General features: G+C 39.8%; 19 protein-coding genes. 12 read left to right on the top strand and 7 right to left on the bottom strand.

Annotation, left to right across the window (positions count from 1 at the left end; genetic code table 11):
- Positions 1–30: 30 nt before the first annotated feature.
- The 4 genes from norA (at position 31) to P3U61_RS09860 (ending at position 4,489) form a co-directional block, all read left to right on the top strand.
- Positions 31–1,197, top strand: coding sequence for a multidrug efflux MFS transporter NorA (norA, locus tag P3U61_RS09875; RefSeq protein ID WP_096636584.1), 1,167 nt, complete (start codon positions 31–33; stop codon positions 1,195–1,197).
- Between the two features lie 137 nt (positions 1,198–1,334).
- Positions 1,335–3,659, top strand: a complete 2,325-nt coding sequence (locus tag P3U61_RS09870) for a CDP-glycerol glycerophosphotransferase family protein (protein ID WP_063284907.1) — start codon at positions 1,335–1,337, stop codon at positions 3,657–3,659.
- A gap of 22 nt (positions 3,660–3,681) precedes the next feature.
- Positions 3,682–4,161 (top strand): Cys-tRNA(Pro) deacylase, encoded by a 480-nt coding sequence (ybaK, locus tag P3U61_RS09865; RefSeq protein WP_014614561.1) that lies wholly within the window; start codon positions 3,682–3,684, stop codon positions 4,159–4,161.
- Positions 4,162–4,309: 148 nt separating this feature from the next.
- Positions 4,310–4,489, top strand: a complete 180-nt coding sequence (locus P3U61_RS09860; RefSeq protein WP_015728727.1) for a VraH family peptide resistance protein — start codon at positions 4,310–4,312, stop codon at positions 4,487–4,489.
- Positions 4,490–4,534: 45 nt separating this feature from the next.
- Here P3U61_RS09860 and P3U61_RS09855 read toward each other — a convergent pair whose 3' ends face one another.
- Both P3U61_RS09855 and P3U61_RS09850 read right to left on the bottom strand, forming a co-directional pair.
- Positions 4,535–4,738, bottom strand: coding sequence for a hypothetical protein (locus P3U61_RS09855; protein ID WP_014614559.1), 204 nt, complete (start codon positions 4,736–4,738; stop codon positions 4,535–4,537).
- A gap of 110 nt (positions 4,739–4,848) precedes the next feature.
- On the bottom strand, positions 4,849–5,058 hold the full coding sequence (locus tag P3U61_RS09850) for a DUF6007 family protein (RefSeq protein ID WP_014614558.1): 210 nt from the start codon (positions 5,056–5,058) through the stop codon (positions 4,849–4,851).
- A 261-nt stretch (positions 5,059–5,319) separates the two neighbouring features.
- Here P3U61_RS09850 and P3U61_RS09845 point away from each other — a divergent pair, with 261 nt between their 5' ends.
- The 5 genes from P3U61_RS09845 to P3U61_RS09825 all read left to right on the top strand — a co-directional run bounded on the left by P3U61_RS09845 (position 5,320) and on the right by P3U61_RS09825 (position 12,466).
- Positions 5,320–6,072: a DeoR/GlpR family DNA-binding transcription regulator gene (locus P3U61_RS09845; protein WP_014614557.1), complete on the top strand. Its 753-nt coding sequence runs from the start codon at positions 5,320–5,322 to the stop codon at positions 6,070–6,072.
- Positions 6,072–6,995, top strand: a complete 924-nt coding sequence (gene pfkB, locus P3U61_RS09840; RefSeq protein WP_096636585.1) for a 1-phosphofructokinase — start codon at positions 6,072–6,074, stop codon at positions 6,993–6,995. Before P3U61_RS09845 ends, pfkB begins: the two co-directional genes overlap by 1 nt.
- A 1-nt stretch (position 6,996) precedes the next feature.
- Positions 6,997–8,895 (top strand): PTS fructose transporter subunit IIABC, encoded by a 1,899-nt coding sequence (locus P3U61_RS09835; protein WP_096636586.1) that lies wholly within the window; start codon positions 6,997–6,999, stop codon positions 8,893–8,895.
- A 418-nt stretch (positions 8,896–9,313) separates the two neighbouring features.
- Complete coding sequence (locus tag P3U61_RS09830; protein WP_014614554.1) at positions 9,314–10,669, top strand: hemolysin family protein; 1,356 nt, start codon at positions 9,314–9,316, stop codon at positions 10,667–10,669.
- An 816-nt stretch (positions 10,670–11,485) separates the two neighbouring features.
- Positions 11,486–12,466 carry a glycosyltransferase family 2 protein gene (locus P3U61_RS09825; protein ID WP_063279013.1) on the top strand — a complete coding sequence of 327 codons (981 nt, stop codon included), beginning with the start codon at positions 11,486–11,488 and terminating at the stop codon, positions 12,464–12,466.
- A 172-nt stretch (positions 12,467–12,638) separates the two neighbouring features.
- Here the strand turns inward: P3U61_RS09825 and P3U61_RS09820 are convergent, their stop codons facing one another.
- The 5 genes from P3U61_RS09820 to queC form a co-directional block, all read right to left on the bottom strand.
- Complete coding sequence (locus P3U61_RS09820; RefSeq protein WP_014614552.1) at positions 12,639–12,893, bottom strand: GlsB/YeaQ/YmgE family stress response membrane protein; 255 nt, start codon at positions 12,891–12,893, stop codon at positions 12,639–12,641.
- A gap of 69 nt (positions 12,894–12,962) precedes the next feature.
- Positions 12,963–13,562, bottom strand: coding sequence for a hypothetical protein (locus P3U61_RS09815; protein WP_037543793.1), 600 nt, complete (start codon positions 13,560–13,562; stop codon positions 12,963–12,965).
- 147 nt (positions 13,563–13,709) lie between these two features.
- Entirely contained in the window at positions 13,710–14,423 is a 714-nt protein-coding gene (queE, locus tag P3U61_RS09810) for a 7-carboxy-7-deazaguanine synthase QueE (RefSeq protein ID WP_014614550.1), read from the bottom strand.
- Positions 14,416–14,847 carry a 6-carboxytetrahydropterin synthase QueD gene (gene queD, locus P3U61_RS09805; protein WP_101457956.1) on the bottom strand — a complete coding sequence of 144 codons (432 nt, stop codon included), beginning with the start codon at positions 14,845–14,847 and terminating at the stop codon, positions 14,416–14,418. Before queD ends, queE begins: the two co-directional genes overlap by 8 nt.
- On the bottom strand, positions 14,847–15,515 hold the full coding sequence (queC, locus tag P3U61_RS09800) for a 7-cyano-7-deazaguanine synthase QueC (protein WP_014614548.1): 669 nt from the start codon (positions 15,513–15,515) through the stop codon (positions 14,847–14,849). The genes queD and queC overlap by 1 nt, the downstream gene beginning before the upstream one ends.
- Positions 15,516–15,775: 260 nt before the next feature.
- Between queC and P3U61_RS09795 the strand changes: the two genes are divergently transcribed.
- From P3U61_RS09795 to P3U61_RS09785, 3 genes are read left to right on the top strand one after another with little or no spacing between them, the layout of a single operon-like run.
- Positions 15,776–16,369 (top strand): anthranilate synthase component II, encoded by a 594-nt coding sequence (locus P3U61_RS09795; RefSeq protein WP_014614547.1) that lies wholly within the window; start codon positions 15,776–15,778, stop codon positions 16,367–16,369.
- Entirely contained in the window at positions 16,353–17,501 is a 1,149-nt protein-coding gene (locus P3U61_RS09790; RefSeq protein ID WP_037543791.1) for a chorismate-binding protein, read from the top strand. Before P3U61_RS09795 ends, P3U61_RS09790 begins: the two co-directional genes overlap by 17 nt.
- Complete coding sequence (locus P3U61_RS09785) at positions 17,498–18,112, top strand: aminotransferase class IV (protein ID WP_065520666.1); 615 nt, start codon at positions 17,498–17,500, stop codon at positions 18,110–18,112. The genes P3U61_RS09790 and P3U61_RS09785 overlap by 4 nt, the downstream gene beginning before the upstream one ends.
- Positions 18,113–18,114 lie beyond the last annotated feature (2 nt).

Below are 18,114 nucleotides of genomic sequence, written 5' to 3'. Positions count from 1 at the left end.
ATTTTGAATGAAGCGGAAGGAGTGGCGCATTTGAAAAAACAATTCATCATTTTATATTTGAATATTTTCTTAGTCTTTTTAGGAATCGGGCTCATTATTCCTGTGCTACCGGTCTATTTAAAAGATTTAGGACTCACCGGGGCAGACTTGGGTGTACTCGTTGCAGTATTTGCGCTCGCTCAAATGTTGATTTCACCTTTTGGCGGGACTTTGGCAGACCGATTAGGCAAAAAACTCATTATTTGTATTGGCTTAGTTTTATTTAGTGTTTCGGAGTTTTTATTTGCGTGGAGCCATACTTTTTCGTTACTTATCGTGTCACGTGTACTTGGGGGCTTTAGTGCTGGGATGGTCATGCCAGGGGTGACAGGTTTGATTGCGGATCTCTCTCCACCAAAAGATAAAGCGCGCAATTTTGGTTACATGTCAGCCATCATTTCAGCGGGTTTTATTTTAGGGCCGGGGATAGGTGGTTTCTTGGCAGAGATTTCACATCGTTTACCCTTTGTTTTTGCTGGTGTGCTCGGTGTTTTGGCCTTTATTTGTACTTTGTTCTTCATCCAGTCACCGAAACGTGCAACGACACAAGGGTTTGCACAGTTTGATAGTACGGAATTTGGCAAAATAAATTACAAAGCTTTTATTACACCCGCCATTTTAACATTAATTTTAGCGTTTGGCTTATCTGCATTTGAGACGTTATTTCCATTGTATACGGCGGACAAAATGGATTTTACACCAGGTGACATTTCAATTGCGATTACAGGTGGCGGTATTTTTGGTGCCATCTTCCAAGTGTTCTTATTTGATAAAATGATACGTCGCATGAGTGAGCTCGTGTTTATTATATACGCTTTAATCTATTCGGCGTTTGTCCTTATGCTTTTAATTTTTGCACATAGCTATTGGCAAGTGATGTTGATCTGTTTCATCGTGTTTATCGGTTTTGACTTAATTCGCCCTGCATTAACGAATTATTTCTCAAATATTGCGGGGAATCGTCAAGGCTTTGCTGGTGGACTTAATTCAACATTTACGAGTATGGGGAATTTCATTGGGCCGCTCATTGCTGGTGGTTTATATGATGTTAATATTGAATATCCATTATACATGTCGATTACGTTCATGCTCCTCGGCTGTATTGTGATTTTGATTGAAAAACAGTTGCGACGTCATCAAAATTTGAAACAGTCTTAGAGATGGGAATTAAAAATAATTTGAAACAGCAGATATCTCACATGGCACGTCATTACGACATTGGCGTCATGCGATAATCTGCTGTTTTCATGTTATAATGTGGGAAATTGAATTGAAGAAGTAGGAGCGAATACGTGATGCACATTAAAATATTAGGCTATAACATTTTTCAAAAAGGTGGCACAACGCGAAGTAACCTCAATTTAATCCAAAGTTTTCTGCGTGCAGGTCATCAAGTGACATATGTCAATTATATGCATTTTCGTCAGCGTCAAGTGAGTCAATTGAAAGCTGAAGAAGGGCAAGCGATTGAAGGCGCGCAGTTTATCGCATTTCGCGGGGCACAGACGTTAGCTCAGGCAGACTTACTCATTTTAACACGCGAGGACTTTTTCGAATTTGCGCGAGAAGTGAAACATCGTACATCGGAAATGCGCATTTTAGGTGAAATTCACAGCCCGTTAGCGTACCTGAACCCACAAATGGATCTGGCATTGGAAGCGATTGATGCAGTGCGTGTCAGTACGCCAAAAATTGCAGAAGCATTTCAAGAGCGCTATGACTATCCGTATGTCTTTCCGATGTATGTGAACCATCAGCACGTGCAATTTCAAACGCAACCTGTCCACCAAACGCACAATTTATTAATGAAAGCCCGTTTTGAAGATGAAATTAAAGACATTTCGTATGTGTTAAAGTTGATGCGTTATTTCGTGTATACACAAGGCGAAACGCGCATTCATCTTTATTTACAAGGATATGGACCATCACTGGAACTGTACGAAAATCTTGTCGTTGCGTATCATTTAGAAGATTATGTCCATATTAACGGGTCAGAGCCGACAGATTATATTTACGTGTCCACGTCACCGTATGAAACGTTTGGTTATTCGATATTAGAAGCAATGGCACAAGGCAATCGTGTGTGTCTTTATCCAGGCGAGGATGGTGTGTTGAAAGATATTTATGCGCCGTTTCATGCAGTCACTTGGATTACAAAATCATTAGAAAGTGATGCTGCAAAAATTGTAGAGATGGTTAATGGTAAGTATACAGATACGGAACGTGAAGCGGATGTCGAGACTTTCCATACACAACTTGCGCAAGGTCACGATACAGAGGCATTGATTGCTCAAACAATGGCTATGGCAGCAGCGCATACGATTGATGTGTCACAAATTGCCAAACCGAAAATGAAAGCAAGTTACCAATATGTCCAAAACACGGCGAAACGTGTCGTAGTGAAAGTGAAAGAGACAGCAGAACAAGCACCGAAAAGTCCGTTCCGTAAAGGGTCGCGTTTGTATCAATTCACGCGTAAAGGGCTCTTTAACGTTGAAGCACAAGTGAAAAAGTTTCAAAATCAACGTCGTCACGTGTCTGGCCAGGCGGTGTTTATCGAATCGTTTCATGGTAAAAACTTTTCAGGTGATCCGAAAGCCATTGCATGTGCGATGAAGCGATTGTATCCGGAGCTTACGATTTATGTGAGCGCGGCAGATCCGTTAGTGGAAATGGAAGTTCGTAGCTATGATATGACACCTATACGCTTTGGCACACGTGCTTACATGCGTGCTTTTGAACGATGTCGTTATGCGGTCATTAACGGAAATTTGTGGGATAGACTGGTGAAACATCCTGACCAACAAGTGATTCAAACGTGGCACGGCTTTCCGCTTAAACGGATGGTGAATGATTTAGTGGATGCTGTTGAACGTCAAAAACAAGCGCAACAATTTGCACCACGTATGCAGAAATGGAATGTCTTGTTATCCACTTCAGAACGCTACGAAACTTATATTCGCTCGGCATTTCGACTTGATACTCATCCGAATTTAACGATTTTACGTCACGGTGCGCCACGGAACAGTTTGTTAATTCGCCATCAAAACGATGAAGCGAAATGGTTGGAAATTCAAGAAAAGTATTTCTTCCAACGAGATGCGACTAAAAAGTACATTTTATTCTGTCCGACTTGGCGTAAAAATGCGCGACAATCAGTGTCAGAATTAGATATTGTCGCATTGTTGGAACGTCTCCCGTCATCTTATGAAATGATTGTGAAATTGCATCCGAATGAAGGGCATTTGCGTGAACTTTATCAAAATTTGCATCCGCGTGTCCATTGCTTTTTTAATGAAATGGTAGACATCCAAGAGTTATATTTAATATCAGATGTACTGATTTCAGATTATTCGTCAGCAATGTTTGATTATGCGCATTTAAATCGTCCTATTTTAATTCTTGATGAAGATACAGTAGATTATCAACAAGATGTCGGCTTTTACTTTGATATGACGGAATTTCCAAGTATTCAAAAAGTCACACCAGATGTTGAAAAAATTCAGCAATACATTGAAACAACATCATCTGTTGATCATCAAAAAGTCATTGCACAATTAATGACATATGACCAAAGTGATTCAGATGAACAAGTTGTGCGGTCGATATTTGCGCGATAAATGATAGAAAGAAGGTAAGATCATGGCGAAACAAAAGAAAACAAATGCGATGCGTCAATTGGATAGAGCGAAAGTGAACTATGAGATTCGAACGTTTGAAGTGGGTGAGGGACATCTTGAAGGTCATGAAGTTGCGGCGCTGATTAACGCGAATAGTGCAGAAGTGTACAAAACGCTCGTTCTTGAAAATGCCAACCATGAGCATTTTGTCTTCGTTATTCCAGTGACAGCACATTTAGATATGAAAGCAGCAGCGGCGGCAGTTCATGAAAAGAAATTGCACTTGATGCCGCTCGACGATTTGAAAAAAGTGACAGGCTATATACGTGGAGGTTGCTCACCGATTGGAATGAAGACCCATTTTCCGACAGTCATTAATGGTACGATAGAGCTGCTCGACAGGGTCTTTGTGAGTGCGGGACAGCGCGGTGTACAAATGGGCTTAGCGCCGCATGATTTAATTGAGATGAGTCATGCTGAAGTGAAGCAGGTCATTCAGTAATTTGAAAAAGGCGTGATACTTTGGAACATTTGCCATATACAACAAATGTCTGACATTGATATAGGCCCCGGGACTCATGTACACAATGCGATTCGTGAGCTATTATAAGGGGGTAGCGAAGTTAAAAATGCCAAAAATGGAGTTGTATATGATGAAAGTCAGGGATTATTTTGAACGAGTTAAAGAGAATTTGTTAGATATGAAGATAGGTTCTAAAAGTTTTGTGATTATGATTGTGTCAATGGTGTTGTTGAGTATGATTTTCACACCATTTATCGGCATTCCAGCTGGTGCAGTCATTGGTTCTTACGCTTACGAACGTTACTAAATATTAATATAAAAAAGAAAGCGTGATACGACGGGAAAAAGTCGGTCACGCTTCTTTTTTGAGTTTGTATAGCACATAAATGTCAATGACAATAAAAGTCCAGAAAACGAGCAAACTACTAATACTTAATATGAGTGCAGTATTCGATTCTTTTGTCATGATATTAAAAATGTCTAGAACGACAAAAGCGATAGAAATGATTAAAGAAATGATTGCCGCCGTCAGTCGTTCTTTTCTATTTTTTAGCATCTTTCCATCCCCCTTACACCTCATATGTATTGACTACAAGTTTAACAAAAATTCGGAATCAAATCGATGGAATAACGAGGGACGATGATACTGTCCCCCAGCTAAACTATTCAATGGTGGTCACTGTTGAATCGCTTTTTAATCGTATAGAAAAGATATGCTGCACCTAGTGCACATAGTACGACAATGATGATATTGATAATCCATTGCCACCAATGTTCTAAAGGAAGATAAGAAAAGAGTGCGAAGAAAGGAACGACAAAAATCAAATCTAAAATGCTGATACCTGTCAGTGCTTCATCAAGGTGATTCTTTTTCAAATCTGTTACGCTCCTTTTTGAATCGTTCATTGACTAGATATTCTATTGAACTATATCATAGCACGACGACATAACGATTCATATTGATTTCCATGCGCTAAACGAAGACAAAAATGAAAAAAGTCAATGTGCTTTTGGTTGAATATGACTGATTTTTGTAATTATTCACGCGTATGTGACTTATTTTGAAAGATTGTGAATGAAAATGGTTGATTAATGAAAACGGATACACTATAATGTAACTGAATTGGGGTGATAAAGTTGTTAACGGAAAAAAGACATGAACTCATACTTACTGCATTAGACCAACATCAATTCCTATCATTACAACATTTAATGGAATTTACGGGCTCCAGTGCTTCCACAATTCGACGTGACTTATCGAAACTCCAAGACGATGGCAAGTTGACACGTGTGCACGGGGGCGCAAAGTTAATTAGTGAACAAAAGGAACCTGAACTTCATGAGAAACGCACTCAGCATATTGATGAAAAGGTGGAAATTGCGAAAAGAGCGGCACAACTGGTGAATGATGGTGATTGTGTATATTTGGATGCCGGTTCTACAACTTTAGAAATGATTCCTTTTTTAACGGCGAAAGACATTACGGTGATTACAAACGGGTTACCACATGTTGAAGCGTTATTGAAAAAGGGAATTGCGACTAAAATTATCGGTGGCGATGTGAAGGCGAACACTTTGGCGGTAGTCGGTAGTCGTGCAGTCTCGTTCTTACAACATTATCGCTTTAACAAAGTGTTTCTAGGTGTGAATGGTATCGACTGTGAAGCCGGTCTCACGACACCGGATGAGCGAGAGGCGATTGTGAAAGAGACAGCGATGCAACACGCACAACAAGTGTATATACTTGCGGATACGTCAAAGTTCAATCAGCAATATTTAGCCGCGATTCACGCGACAGAGCAACCGATTTTAATTACTTCAGAAAAAGCACGTCATATGCGTCATTTTGATATTTATGACAATCATTTTGAAATATTAGGAGGCAAATGATGATTTATACAGTGACATTCAATCCATCTATTGATTATGTCATGTTTGTAGATGATTTTGCTACGGGTGCGTTGAATCGTACGACTGCCATTGCGAAATTTGCGGGGGGGAAAGGGATCAACGTTTCTCGCGTCTTACAAACATTACAAGTTCCTTCAACAGCTTTAGGATTTATCGGTGGCTTTCCAGGTCAATTTATCGAAAACACTTTAAAAGCAGAAGGAATTCATACGGCATTTACACAAGTTGATGAAGATACACGTATTAATGTGAAGGTGAAGAGTCAAACTGAGACAGAGATTAACGCGGCTGGACCGCACATTACCGAAACCCAAGTAGCGACTTTATTCGAACAACTTCATGTGACAACGGCTGAGGATATCGTTGTTGTCGCCGGAAGTGTGCCTGCAAGTCTGCCGGACACCATTTATATCGATATTGCAAAGATCGCACAACAAACAGGCGCAAAACTTGTCGTTGATGCTGAGAAATCTTTAATCGAAGGGATTTTACCGTATTATCCTTTATTTATTAAACCAAATCAGCACGAACTTGAAGCAATGTTTAACACGAAGATAGAGACAGACCAAGACGTGTTAACGTATGCCCGCCGTTTAGTTGATAAAGGGGCACAATCCGTCATCGTATCACTCGGTGGTGCTGGTGCAATTTATGCGGATCGAGAAGTGGCATACAAAATTCAAGCACCACAAGGTCAAGTTGTCAATACAGTCGGTGCTGGTGATAGTACAGTAGCCGGAATGGTGGCAGGAATTTCTCAAAACCTCGCGTTACCTGAAGCACTCAAATTAGCCGTTGCATCAGGTTCTGCGACAGCCTTTAACGATGATTTAGCACAATATGACATGATTCAAGAACTCCAAGCACATGTGACGATTCAACCAGTTAATGAGGAGGGGTAACATGAGAATTACTGAGTTACTCACAAAAGAAACAATCGCAATGGATCTTTCAGCGACTACGAAAGATGGTGTCATTGACGAACTCGCACAACAATTAAATCAAGCAGGAAAATTAAATCAATTAGATGACTATATCGCAGCGATCCACAAACGAGAACAACAAAGTTCAACAGGTATTGGTGAGGGGATTGCGATTCCACATGCGAAAGTAGAAGCGGTCAAAACACCAGCGATCGCATTCGGTAAGTCTAAAGCAGGTGTTGACTATGACAGCTTAGACATGCAACCGGCACATTTATTCTTTATGATTGCAGCACCGGCAACTGGGGCACAAACGCATTTAGATGCTTTAGCCAAATTATCGAGTGTTTTAATGGATGAAAATGTACGTCAAGCTTTATTAGAAGCAGATTCACCTGAAGCTGTGCTCGCAATTATTAATAAAGCAGATGATGAAGCGACAGATGATGACACAGAAGCAACGGCTGAACCTGTACCTGTAGATCATGATGAACCTTATATTCTTGCGGTGACAGCTTGCACAACAGGTATTGCACATACGTATATGGCACGGGATGCTTTGAAAAAACAAGCTGAAGAAATGGGTATTAACATTAAAGTCGAAACAAACGGCGCTAGTGGCATTAAAAATAGATTAACGCAAGAAGATATCGAACGTGCGACAGGTGTGATTGTTGCGGCGGACGTTCACGTTGAAACCAATCGTTTTAATGGTAAAAACGTGGTTCAAGTTCCTGTAGCTGATGGGATCAAACGCCCAGAATCATTAATTAACACAGCATTAGATACAACGCGTAGACCATTCGTAGCTGACAATCGTCAAAGCACAAATGACGAAGATGAAAAACTAAGTGTCGGTAAAGCGATTTACAAACACTTGATGAACGGTGTATCAAATATGTTGCCGCTTGTTATTGCGGGTGGTATTTTAATGGCGATTGTATTTATGATTGGACCAAATGCGATGGATCCGAAAAGTTCTGAATACAATGCATTTGCTGAAACGTTATGGAACATCGGGAATAAGAGTGCATTTGCGTTAATTATTCCTATTTTAGCGGGTTACATTGCACGTAGTATTGCTGACAAACCAGGTTTTGCTGCCGGTCTTGTAGGCGGTATGCTTGCAGTCTCTGGTGGCTCGGGATTTTTAGGTGGGATTATCGCTGGTTTCTTAGCAGGTTATTTAACACAAGGGATTAAGAAAGTAACGAAAAACTTCCCGCAAATGTTAGAAGGGCTTAAACCAACATTGATTTACCCGATCGTTTCTGTTACTGTCACAGGCTTATTGATGATTTACGTATTCAATACACCTGCTGCATGGTTAAATAATGCTTTAATTTCAGGATTGAATAACTTATCAGGTAGCAATGTGGTCATTCTCGGTATCGTACTCGGTGCAATGATGGCGATTGACATGGGTGGTCCGTTCAATAAAGCAGCTTACGTTTTCAGTACTGCAGCGTTAACATCAGGTAATGCAGCGCCAATTACAGCAGCAATGGTTGGTGGTATGGTACCTCCAATTGCACTTGCGATAGCGATGATGATTTTCCGTTCTAAGTTTACTAAAGAACAACGCGGTTCAATCATTCCTAACTTTGTGATGGGCGCAAGCTTTATAACTGAAGGGGCTATTCCATTTGCGGCAGCAGACCCATTACGTGTCATTCCGTCAATGATGATTGGTTCTGGTGTTGCTGGTGGACTTGCGTTACTATTCGGTTCCAATATTAACGCGCCACACGGTGGTTTAGTCGTGATTATTGGTACAGATCCAAGTCACGCATTACTCACACTGCTTGCCATCTTAATTGGTGCGGTTGTCGGTGCAGTGATTTACGGTATGATTAAACAATCACCCAATAAAGCGTAGACATTTTTGAAGAGACACAGGCATGCTTTTAAATCATGCGTGTGTCTTTTTTAATGTTTGGGAAAAGTTTGAGAATTAAGATGTTAGAAATAGTCTATCCACTTTAAAATGCGTGCGATGTGCTAAGTAGTCTCACGTATTAAAATGTGGTGTGTACAATAAAAGAAGTCAATCAAAGTGAAATAACGGTAAATCGTAATCTGAACAAAATGGGTCTCAAGTCTCACACGTTCATAGTATAATTTCACTCAAAGATATGATATGATAAAATTAATATTTTTGTGTCTGGAGGTTGCTCAATGGGAAGGATTTAGGAAATGTGAATATGACTTGTCGCTATAGCCAAATCAATACAACGTTGCTTTCTATTGGGCGATGTCAATTAACGGAGGTGAATCCCTATCTAATAGGGAACTAATTGGATAGTACGACCATATTATACTTATTTATATTTTTTGCATTAATTGCTTTAACTACAGTCTTTGTAGGTTCTGAATTTGCATTAGTAAAGGTGAGAGCTTCACGTGTGGAACAACTCATTGCTGAGGGAAATGGGAATGCACGTGTCGTGAAAAAAATGATTTCAAATTTAGATTATTATTTATCAGCCTGTCAATTAGGAATTACAGTGACTTCACTTGGTTTAGGTTGGTTAGGTGAACCTTTATTTGAAAGGATTTTACACCCGGTCATCGAACTGCTGAATATCCCGGATGCGCTAGTGATGACGGTATCTATCGTCGTGGCGTTTACTGTCGTGACATACATTCATGTCGTGATAGGTGAGTTGGCGCCGAAAAGTTTAGCGATTCAATATACAGACCGTATCGCATTACTTTATGCAAGACCGCTGTACTATTTCGGATTGATTATGAAGCCGCTCATCTGGTTAATGAATGGTTCTGCGCGCTTTATTATTCGAATTTTTGGTGCAGATCCAAATGCAGGTAATGAAGCGATGTCAGAAGAAGAGCTCAAAATCATTATGAATAACAGCTATCATGGTGGTGAAATCAACCAAACTGAGCTCGCATATATGCAAAATATTTTTTCGTTTGACGAACGCCACGCGAAAGATATTATGGTGCCGCGTACGCAAATGATTACACTGAACGAACCTTTTAATGTTGATGAGTTGCTAGAGACGATTAAAGAACATCAATTTACACGTTATCCTATTACGGAAGACGGCGATAAAGACCACATTAAAGGTTTTATAAACGTAAAAGAATTTTTAACGGAATACGCATCAGGTGTACCGATTAAAATCAGTAACTATATTCACGAATTGCCAATGATTTCAGAAACGACACGTATTAGTGATGCGCTTGTACGTATGCAACGCGAACATGTACACATCAGTTTAATTATTGATGAATACGGTGGCACAGCTGGGATTTTAACGATGGAAGATATTTTAGAGGAAATCGTCGGTGAAATTCGAGATGAGTTTGACGATGATGAAGTGAACGATATCGTGAAGTTAGATGAGCAAACATACCAAATTAATGGACGTGTATTGCTTAGCGATTTAGAAGAAATGTTCGGTATTGTCTTTGAAGATTCAGAAGACATTGATACGATTGGCGGTTGGCTTCAAGCGCAAAACACCGATCTTGAACAAGATGATTTTGTCGATACGGCACATGATCGTTGGGTGATTTCTGAAATTGAAAACCATCAAATTATCCATGTGCTATTGCGTTATGAATACAATGACTCACGCATAAAAAATGAAGATGACGAGGATGATTATTTAAAAGATGAATCCTAAATGAGGATGGGACATAAAAACTTTTAATGCGATTGATGCAATATTTTGTTAAACTTGCCCTCCCTACGATTTTCGGTTTTTGATTGCCTTCATGACTTCGCGTTCCTAGGGGCTGGCCCTTCAACTCAATTCGGCTTGATTGAAGTGTACACTAGATGGATGCCGAATTGGATTTTGAGAGCAGTACAGGAATCTCATGTGTAACAAAGATTTCGTCGTACTGCCCCCGCAAGGCTGACTAGACTTCTCAAAAGCATGTGCATTGAGAAGTCAGATAGCTACTGCGTTAAACGGTAGCCCCTTTTAAAGTTAAATGACGTTGTTTAGCCTTTAACTTATCCCTTAGGAGTCTCAGTATTCTGGGCAATCTTGCATCAAATACAGTCAATTAGGGCAAGTTTATGAAAAAAGATAATCTATAGCATTCAATTTTTACGTCTAATTTATCCTCATTTTGCGACGCTGTTATCATCAGTAATGGATATAAGTTCACCAATAGGATAGGAAATGGGAAAACTCAATGTCCGTCTCATTTCTTAAAGTGTAAAGGAAAGTTAGAGATGCATTGGAATACCATTCTAGCTATAATTAAATGAGTCATCGCAAGTGTGTCAGAGCAATCGGAGACATGTGCACAAGTAACTGAACAGCATTGTATGAAATTGTTTCTATGTAGAGCGGACATACGAAATCTAATTTGAACGTTAGACTTCTATGCCGCTTTTTTATTTTGAAAGCAAAAGTTATGTTTTTCCTGCAAAGGGGTAGAAACAAAGGATAGTAGATAGAAAAAAGCTAATGGAGTAGGTGCACAAAATGAAATTACGTGTGATTGTCCCGTGTTTTAATGAAACGGACGTCTTACATCAAACGATTCAAGAATTAACAGAAATTCTAGAAAAAGATAGCCTCGACCAATCTTATGATTACGACATGTTGTTTGTTGATGATGGGAGTCAAGATGATACAATGACGCTTCTCCAACAGGCAGCCGCACAGTCACCCCATGTGAAATTTATTTCATTTAGTCGAAATTTTGGGAAAGAGGCTGCGATGATTGCGGGTTTTGAACATAGTACGGATTGCGATGCGGTCGTGATGATTGACGCCGATTTACAACATCCGCCTGAGTTAATACCTGAAATGGTCCAAGCGTATCGTGAAGGTTATGATCAAATTATTGCCAAACGTAATCGCGCTGGTGAGCATGCATCGCGCAAATGGGTAACCCGTTTATATTACAAAATGATTAATTATTTCATTGAGGATATAGAGTTAGAAGATGGTGTCGGTGATTTTAGAATGTTAAGTCAGCGTGCCGTCTGTTCGCTTGTCAGCTTGAAAGAGTACAACCGTTTCTCAAAAGGACTCTTTTCATGGATCGGTTATAACAGTAAGGTCATTCATTATGAAAATGTCGAGCGTGAAGCGGGTGAGTCGAAATGGTCATTTAGAAGCTTGCTCAATTATGCGATAGACGGTTTAATTTCTTTTAATTATAAGCCACTTCGCACAATGATTTATTTAGGCTTACTCATTTTTGGCGTCAGTATGATTTATATTATTTATCTCTTTATTGATACACTCATTCACGGTGTTGATGTCCCAGGTTACTTTACGATGATTGCGGCTGTGTTATTTATCGGTGGCATCCAACTCGTTTCAATTGGTGTGATTGGTGAATATATAGGACGTATTTATTATGAAGTAAAACAACGGCCGAAGTATATTGTAGAAGCATCGAATGTAGGCATGCCAAAAAGTGATAATGAAACGCAACAAGACGTGTCGATTTAAGGAGAACGTGGAGAATGTAACAACGTTTTTTATTTAATGATGTCGCCTATTTGACTTCTATGTGCAATAAAAGCGATACAAAAAAGGTGTAGATGATTGAAGTCTTTGAAAGAAGATTTCATCATCTACACCTTTATATTGTATTTATCACAGTATGTTTAGACGGATGAGTCTATTTTTTACCACGCATTTTGCCTAAAATTAATGAAGCTAATGCGATTAAAATAATTGATCCGATTAATGCTGGTAAAATGTATACGCCACCGAATTCTGGACCCCAATGACCTAATAACCAGCTACCAATCGCAGAACCAACTAAACCTGCGATAATATTTCCGATAATACCACCTGGAATATCTTTACCTAAAATTGCACCAGCAGCCCAACCAATGAGACCGCCGACAATTAACATCACTATAAAACCCATAGTAAATGCCTCCTTTATTTTCTAAACTATATTAAGGCTCAATTAATACATACCACGTTCAACTTGTTTTTAATCATCTTTTTCTAAAATAAATATTTGTTCTAACAAAAAGATGAGGATGAGGCACGCGTAAATGATGAGATATAAGTACCAAAAAGGCGTCAATAGCATCATCAGTATCATGGACGCAACAATAAAGCAGGCACCTATGAATAATGGGTTTTCCATTTTCAAACGGCGATAAAAAGTTTCAAACCGTGGTGAATGTAACACGCTAGAAAATTGTAAGATGGCACCGAATAAAAAGATAGCAGGTGCTAAGTATGGCACAGACATATAAATTGTTTGATCTGCCGTTTGTGTCATCACAACGAATAAAATGCTAATAATCATAGCAGTAATACCAGCGAAAAATTTTTGGTTGTGAATTTTAAAAGTACGCACATGGCGATCTAAATAAATTTGTAAGATGAACCAAATGAAATACATTAAAAAGCTACTCATCGTAATAAAATTCAGCTGGTTTAATAAAATAGGATTTAGTAAACTATTCACTGTTATCGCAAATAAGAAAGCACTTAAACGCACATATTGGTATTGATGTCGATACATATCAATAAGAAATACGCCAACGACGATAATGATATTTAAGATGACAAATAAGGCCATGGTGTTCTCCTAACTTTTCGCAATTCATTATACTATTATATCAATATCACTGTGTATAAGCATTTAATAACACTTTTAACGAAATAACATTTTGAGGCGACCGCGTATCAATGATTGAATTCGTGACTTTCTTAATACGAGTGACAACTAAACGCCTTTTTGATTACTCCAAATTAATGTGTGCAATTGTGGTAAGACGAACACTTCATTCATCTCCGCATCCGCTGTTACACGGTCGATTAACTGTTCGTAACGATCGAGTAGTTTGGCTGTATGTTGTTCAACATGCTCCTCTAAATAAGGGTTGCCCACTTGTAAGTAGAACGGAATATCTGGATAACGTTGGTGAATCATTTTTGCAAAGTCATAATCTGCATCATCAAATACGACCACTTTTAAATTGATACGTGAGATGTCTAATTGTTCAATGACTTCATCTAAACGTGGTAAATTTTGTTGCATACCGGAACTTGGTGGCTTAGGTGAAAGGGTTAAGTCATTGATTTGACGCATCCAAGGCTTGAACTGTGATCCTTGTGTTTCAAGTGCTGTACGGATGTCATTGGCTTCACATAAATCTACAAATGACTGCAGCCCTTTAATTAAAGCAGGATTCCCGCCAGAAATTGTGACGTGATTAAATCGATTGCCACCGATATTTCTCAGTTGCGCTAAAATCTCTTCTGCTTCCATCATTTCAATGTCATCTTTCATACTGCCATCCCAAGTGAACTTTGAATCGCACCAACTACAGCGAAAATCACAACCAGCTGTACGGACGAACATCGTTTTACGACCAATTACACGGCCTTCACCTTGAATGGTAGGACCGAAAATCTCGAGTACAGGTATTTTAGCCATGACGTTGCTCCTTCTTTTTAGGACGATAAATGACGTAACTTGTAGGTGTTTCACGTAAAAAAACTTGTAAACATTTCGGTGCGTTTGGCAATTCTGCTAACCGTGCGCTCACAATGTCATAAATCGTTTGTGCCACAATTTCAGTGGAAGGACTTTTCCCTTGAAATGGCACGAGATCGTTCAGTAAATAGTGGTCGAATTGATCATGAATTAAACTTTTCAATTCACTAAAATTAATTAAAAAGCCCATGCTGTCTAACTCATCTCCACCAATTGTTAAATTGACAAAATACGTATGACCGTGCACACGTGTACATTTTCCTGCACGTTCGTCAGGAATGAAATGTGCCGCTGAAAAGTTAAAGTCTTTATTCAGTTCAAACATATAATCATGGTCGACCTGTGGATACATTTGTTGCACCATTATACTTCACGTCCTCTCTCTGCAAGATATTGGTTAAGCCCGCGCTGACGTAATTGACATGCCGGACATTCGCCACAACCTTCTGCGATAATGCCGTTATAACATGTTAATGTCCGATCGCGCACGTAATCGAGTACACCTAAGTCGTCACTTAATGCCCAAGTTTCTTTTTTGTTAAGCCACATGAGCGGTGTATGTATTACAAAATCACGGTCCATCGCTAAGTTCAATGTGACATTCATCGATTTGATAAAGCTGTCGCGGCAATCAGGATACCCAGAAAAGTCTGTCTCGCATACGCCTGTAATGAGATGTTTGGCACCGATTTGGTACGCTAATGCACCAGCAAATGAGAGGAAGAGTAAGTTTCGAGCAGGGACGAACGTATTCGGGACGTCATTATGGCTGTCTATCGTCATATCGTGTGATGTGAGTGCATTCGGTGTGAGTTGGGAAAGTAATGCCATATCTAATACATGATGTTTGAGCCCTTGATCTTCAGCGATTTCTTTTGCGACTTCGATTTCTTTCGCATGACGCTGACCGTATTCAAATGTAACTAGTTCCACTTCTTTAAAATGTTTTTTAGCATAAAACAGACAAGTCGTACTATCTTGTCCACCGCTAAATACAACGAGTGCTTTTTCGTTATTGAGCACTTCTGACATGGTTGATCGCTCCTTTAATAGAGAAGCTCCTAAAATAAGACATAAAAAAAGCCGTCACTATAAAAAATAGACGGTTACAAGTGTCTAGTTTTTTATAGAGGGTTGATAGCTAGGAACCTCTGCAATTCAATTCTGTTCCATACTGTAATACATTTAGTGTCATAAATCAAGTGGTGCTCTGCTCATTATCACTTCAATTTTGTCAATTAGGTCGACATTTGTGATAATAGAAGTATTAAAGAAAGAACGAGGCAAAAACTATGATAGTGATGATAGATAATAAAGATTCTTTTACGTATAATATTGTTGATTATGTCGAATATGAGCGTCAACAACCTGTCACGGTAATCGATGTTGAAGCCGTTTCTATTGAGAAATTAAAAGAGATGCAACCGACAGCGCTCATTATTTCTCCTGGACCTGGTGCACCAGAAGATTATCCTATCCTATTTGAAGTCGTGAAAGCCTTTGAACATACGACACCGATTTTAGGTGTTTGTTTAGGGTTTCAATTATTAGTAACGTATTACGGCGGAAAAATTATACACGCACCACGACCTGTCCATGGGCATACAACGCGCATCAGTCACGACCAATCACCGTTATTTCAAGGATTACCTGAGCAGTTTGAAGTGATGCGTTATCATTCGTTAATGGCTGACCCGATGACGATTGTGAAACCACTCGTAGTGTCAGCGCAAAACGAACAAGGAATCGTGATGGCGGTGCGTCACATGTCACGACCGATAGACGGGGTCCAATATCATCCCGAATCGATTTTGTCTGAATACGGTCACGAACAAATACGAAACTTTTTGAGAAAAGCGGAGGTCAGCTATGGTTGTGAAGTTTAATTATAAATATTATAACGATCCAAATACGACCACGACGTATCAATATCATTTTGATCAACCGCTTCATCAAGGTGTTGCACGAGAACTGAAAAAAGTCGGTCAAATTATTGAAGCGGCGACACAATATCAACAGCAAGGGTATTACGTCGCGCTTTATTTACCATACGAAGCGGCACCGTATTTTCATGAAGATTTTCAAACGTACACACCGGATAATGGCATTTATGCAGCGTATTATGCGTTTGATGCGCCTGTCGATGCGATACAAGCCACCACAGCTGAACGTTCGCAACGGCGTCAAGGTGGACAGTTTCAATTTATGGATGATAAGCATACCATTACAAAGCATATCCGTACGATACATGACGAAATTACAGCAGGGTGGACGTATCAAGTGAATTATACGACACGTCTCAAAAGTTTTGATCAAATGTCGATTTCTGCATTGTATGACCAGTTGACGCAACATACGAATGGTGATTATACAGTGCTCATCGATACAACAGAGGTAAAGCTCGCTTCTATTTCACCGGAGCTCTTTTTCCAAGTAGGTGACTTTGGTAATCAAGGTCGAACAGTCGTGAGCAAACCGATGAAAGGGACGATGCCACGAGGGACGACAGTTGAAGAAGATGAACGTCACGCCCAAGCATTGCGGCAGTCCGAAAAAGATCGTGCGGAAAATGTCATGATTGTCGATTTATTGCGTAACGATATAGCACGTGTGGCCAAACGAGGCAGTGTCAAAGTGTATCACCCTTTTGCGATTGAACGTTATCAAACGGTTTTCCAAATGACGACGATGGTCACGGGTCAGATTACAGACACGGCAACGTATGAAACGTTATTGCATGCACTTTTTCCGTGCGGTTCGATTACAGGAGCACCAAAAGTGAATACAATGCGTATTATTCATCGTCTTGAAACGACACCGCGTCATATTTATTGTGGGGCAATCGGTTTGCTTCATCCGAATGGGCGCGCGATTTTTAATGTACCGATACGAACAGTCGAACAAATCAATGACACGTTGTATTACGGTGTCGGGGCCGGAATTACGATAGATTCTGATCCGGAGCAAGAATATGCAGAATTTCATGCGAAAATGAAAATATTAGAGGGATTGCAATGAATTTATTTGAAACGATGCGATTGGACAATGGTGAAATACCGCGACTAGCTTATCATGCAGAACGACTACAACGTGCAAGTACGGCGCTCGGGTTACCATTTGACGACATAAAATGGCAACAAACCATCCAACAGTTATGCGAAACGTATGCGGTGGGACAGTATCGGGTAAAAGTCACGCTTGAACCATCAGGGGAATTGCGAACAGAAGTGGGGACACTCCAAAAAAAGACGACGATGACTGCACAGTTTGTTCCTATGAAAAACGATATCCCTGAATGGCAACGGGTATACAAAACGTCTGAACGTGAACATGTCGCGCATTCGCATACGACACAACTCGCTTTGTTTTACGATGAGACCACGAATAAAGTGCTTGAATTTGATATTGGGAATGTCGTGCTTACAGTAAACGGTATACATTATACACCAATTTTCGACCGCGATTTTTTACAAGGGTGTATGCGCCGCGATTTGTTAGCTGAGGCACGTATTAAGGAAAAGTATTTGACGACAGTGATGGTGAAGGAAGCGTTGCAACACGGAGGACAATTGTGGATGATTAATAGTTTGCGTGAGTGGGTGCTCATTACGCTGGAATCCAAAAAGTAGGT

This window comes from Staphylococcus pseudintermedius, from assembly GCF_034042775.1.
GTDB classification, from domain to species: domain Bacteria; phylum Bacillota; class Bacilli; order Staphylococcales; family Staphylococcaceae; genus Staphylococcus; species Staphylococcus pseudintermedius.
Note: the sequence above shows the minus strand (reverse complement) of the source record. Positions and strands in the feature narration are given on the sequence as shown.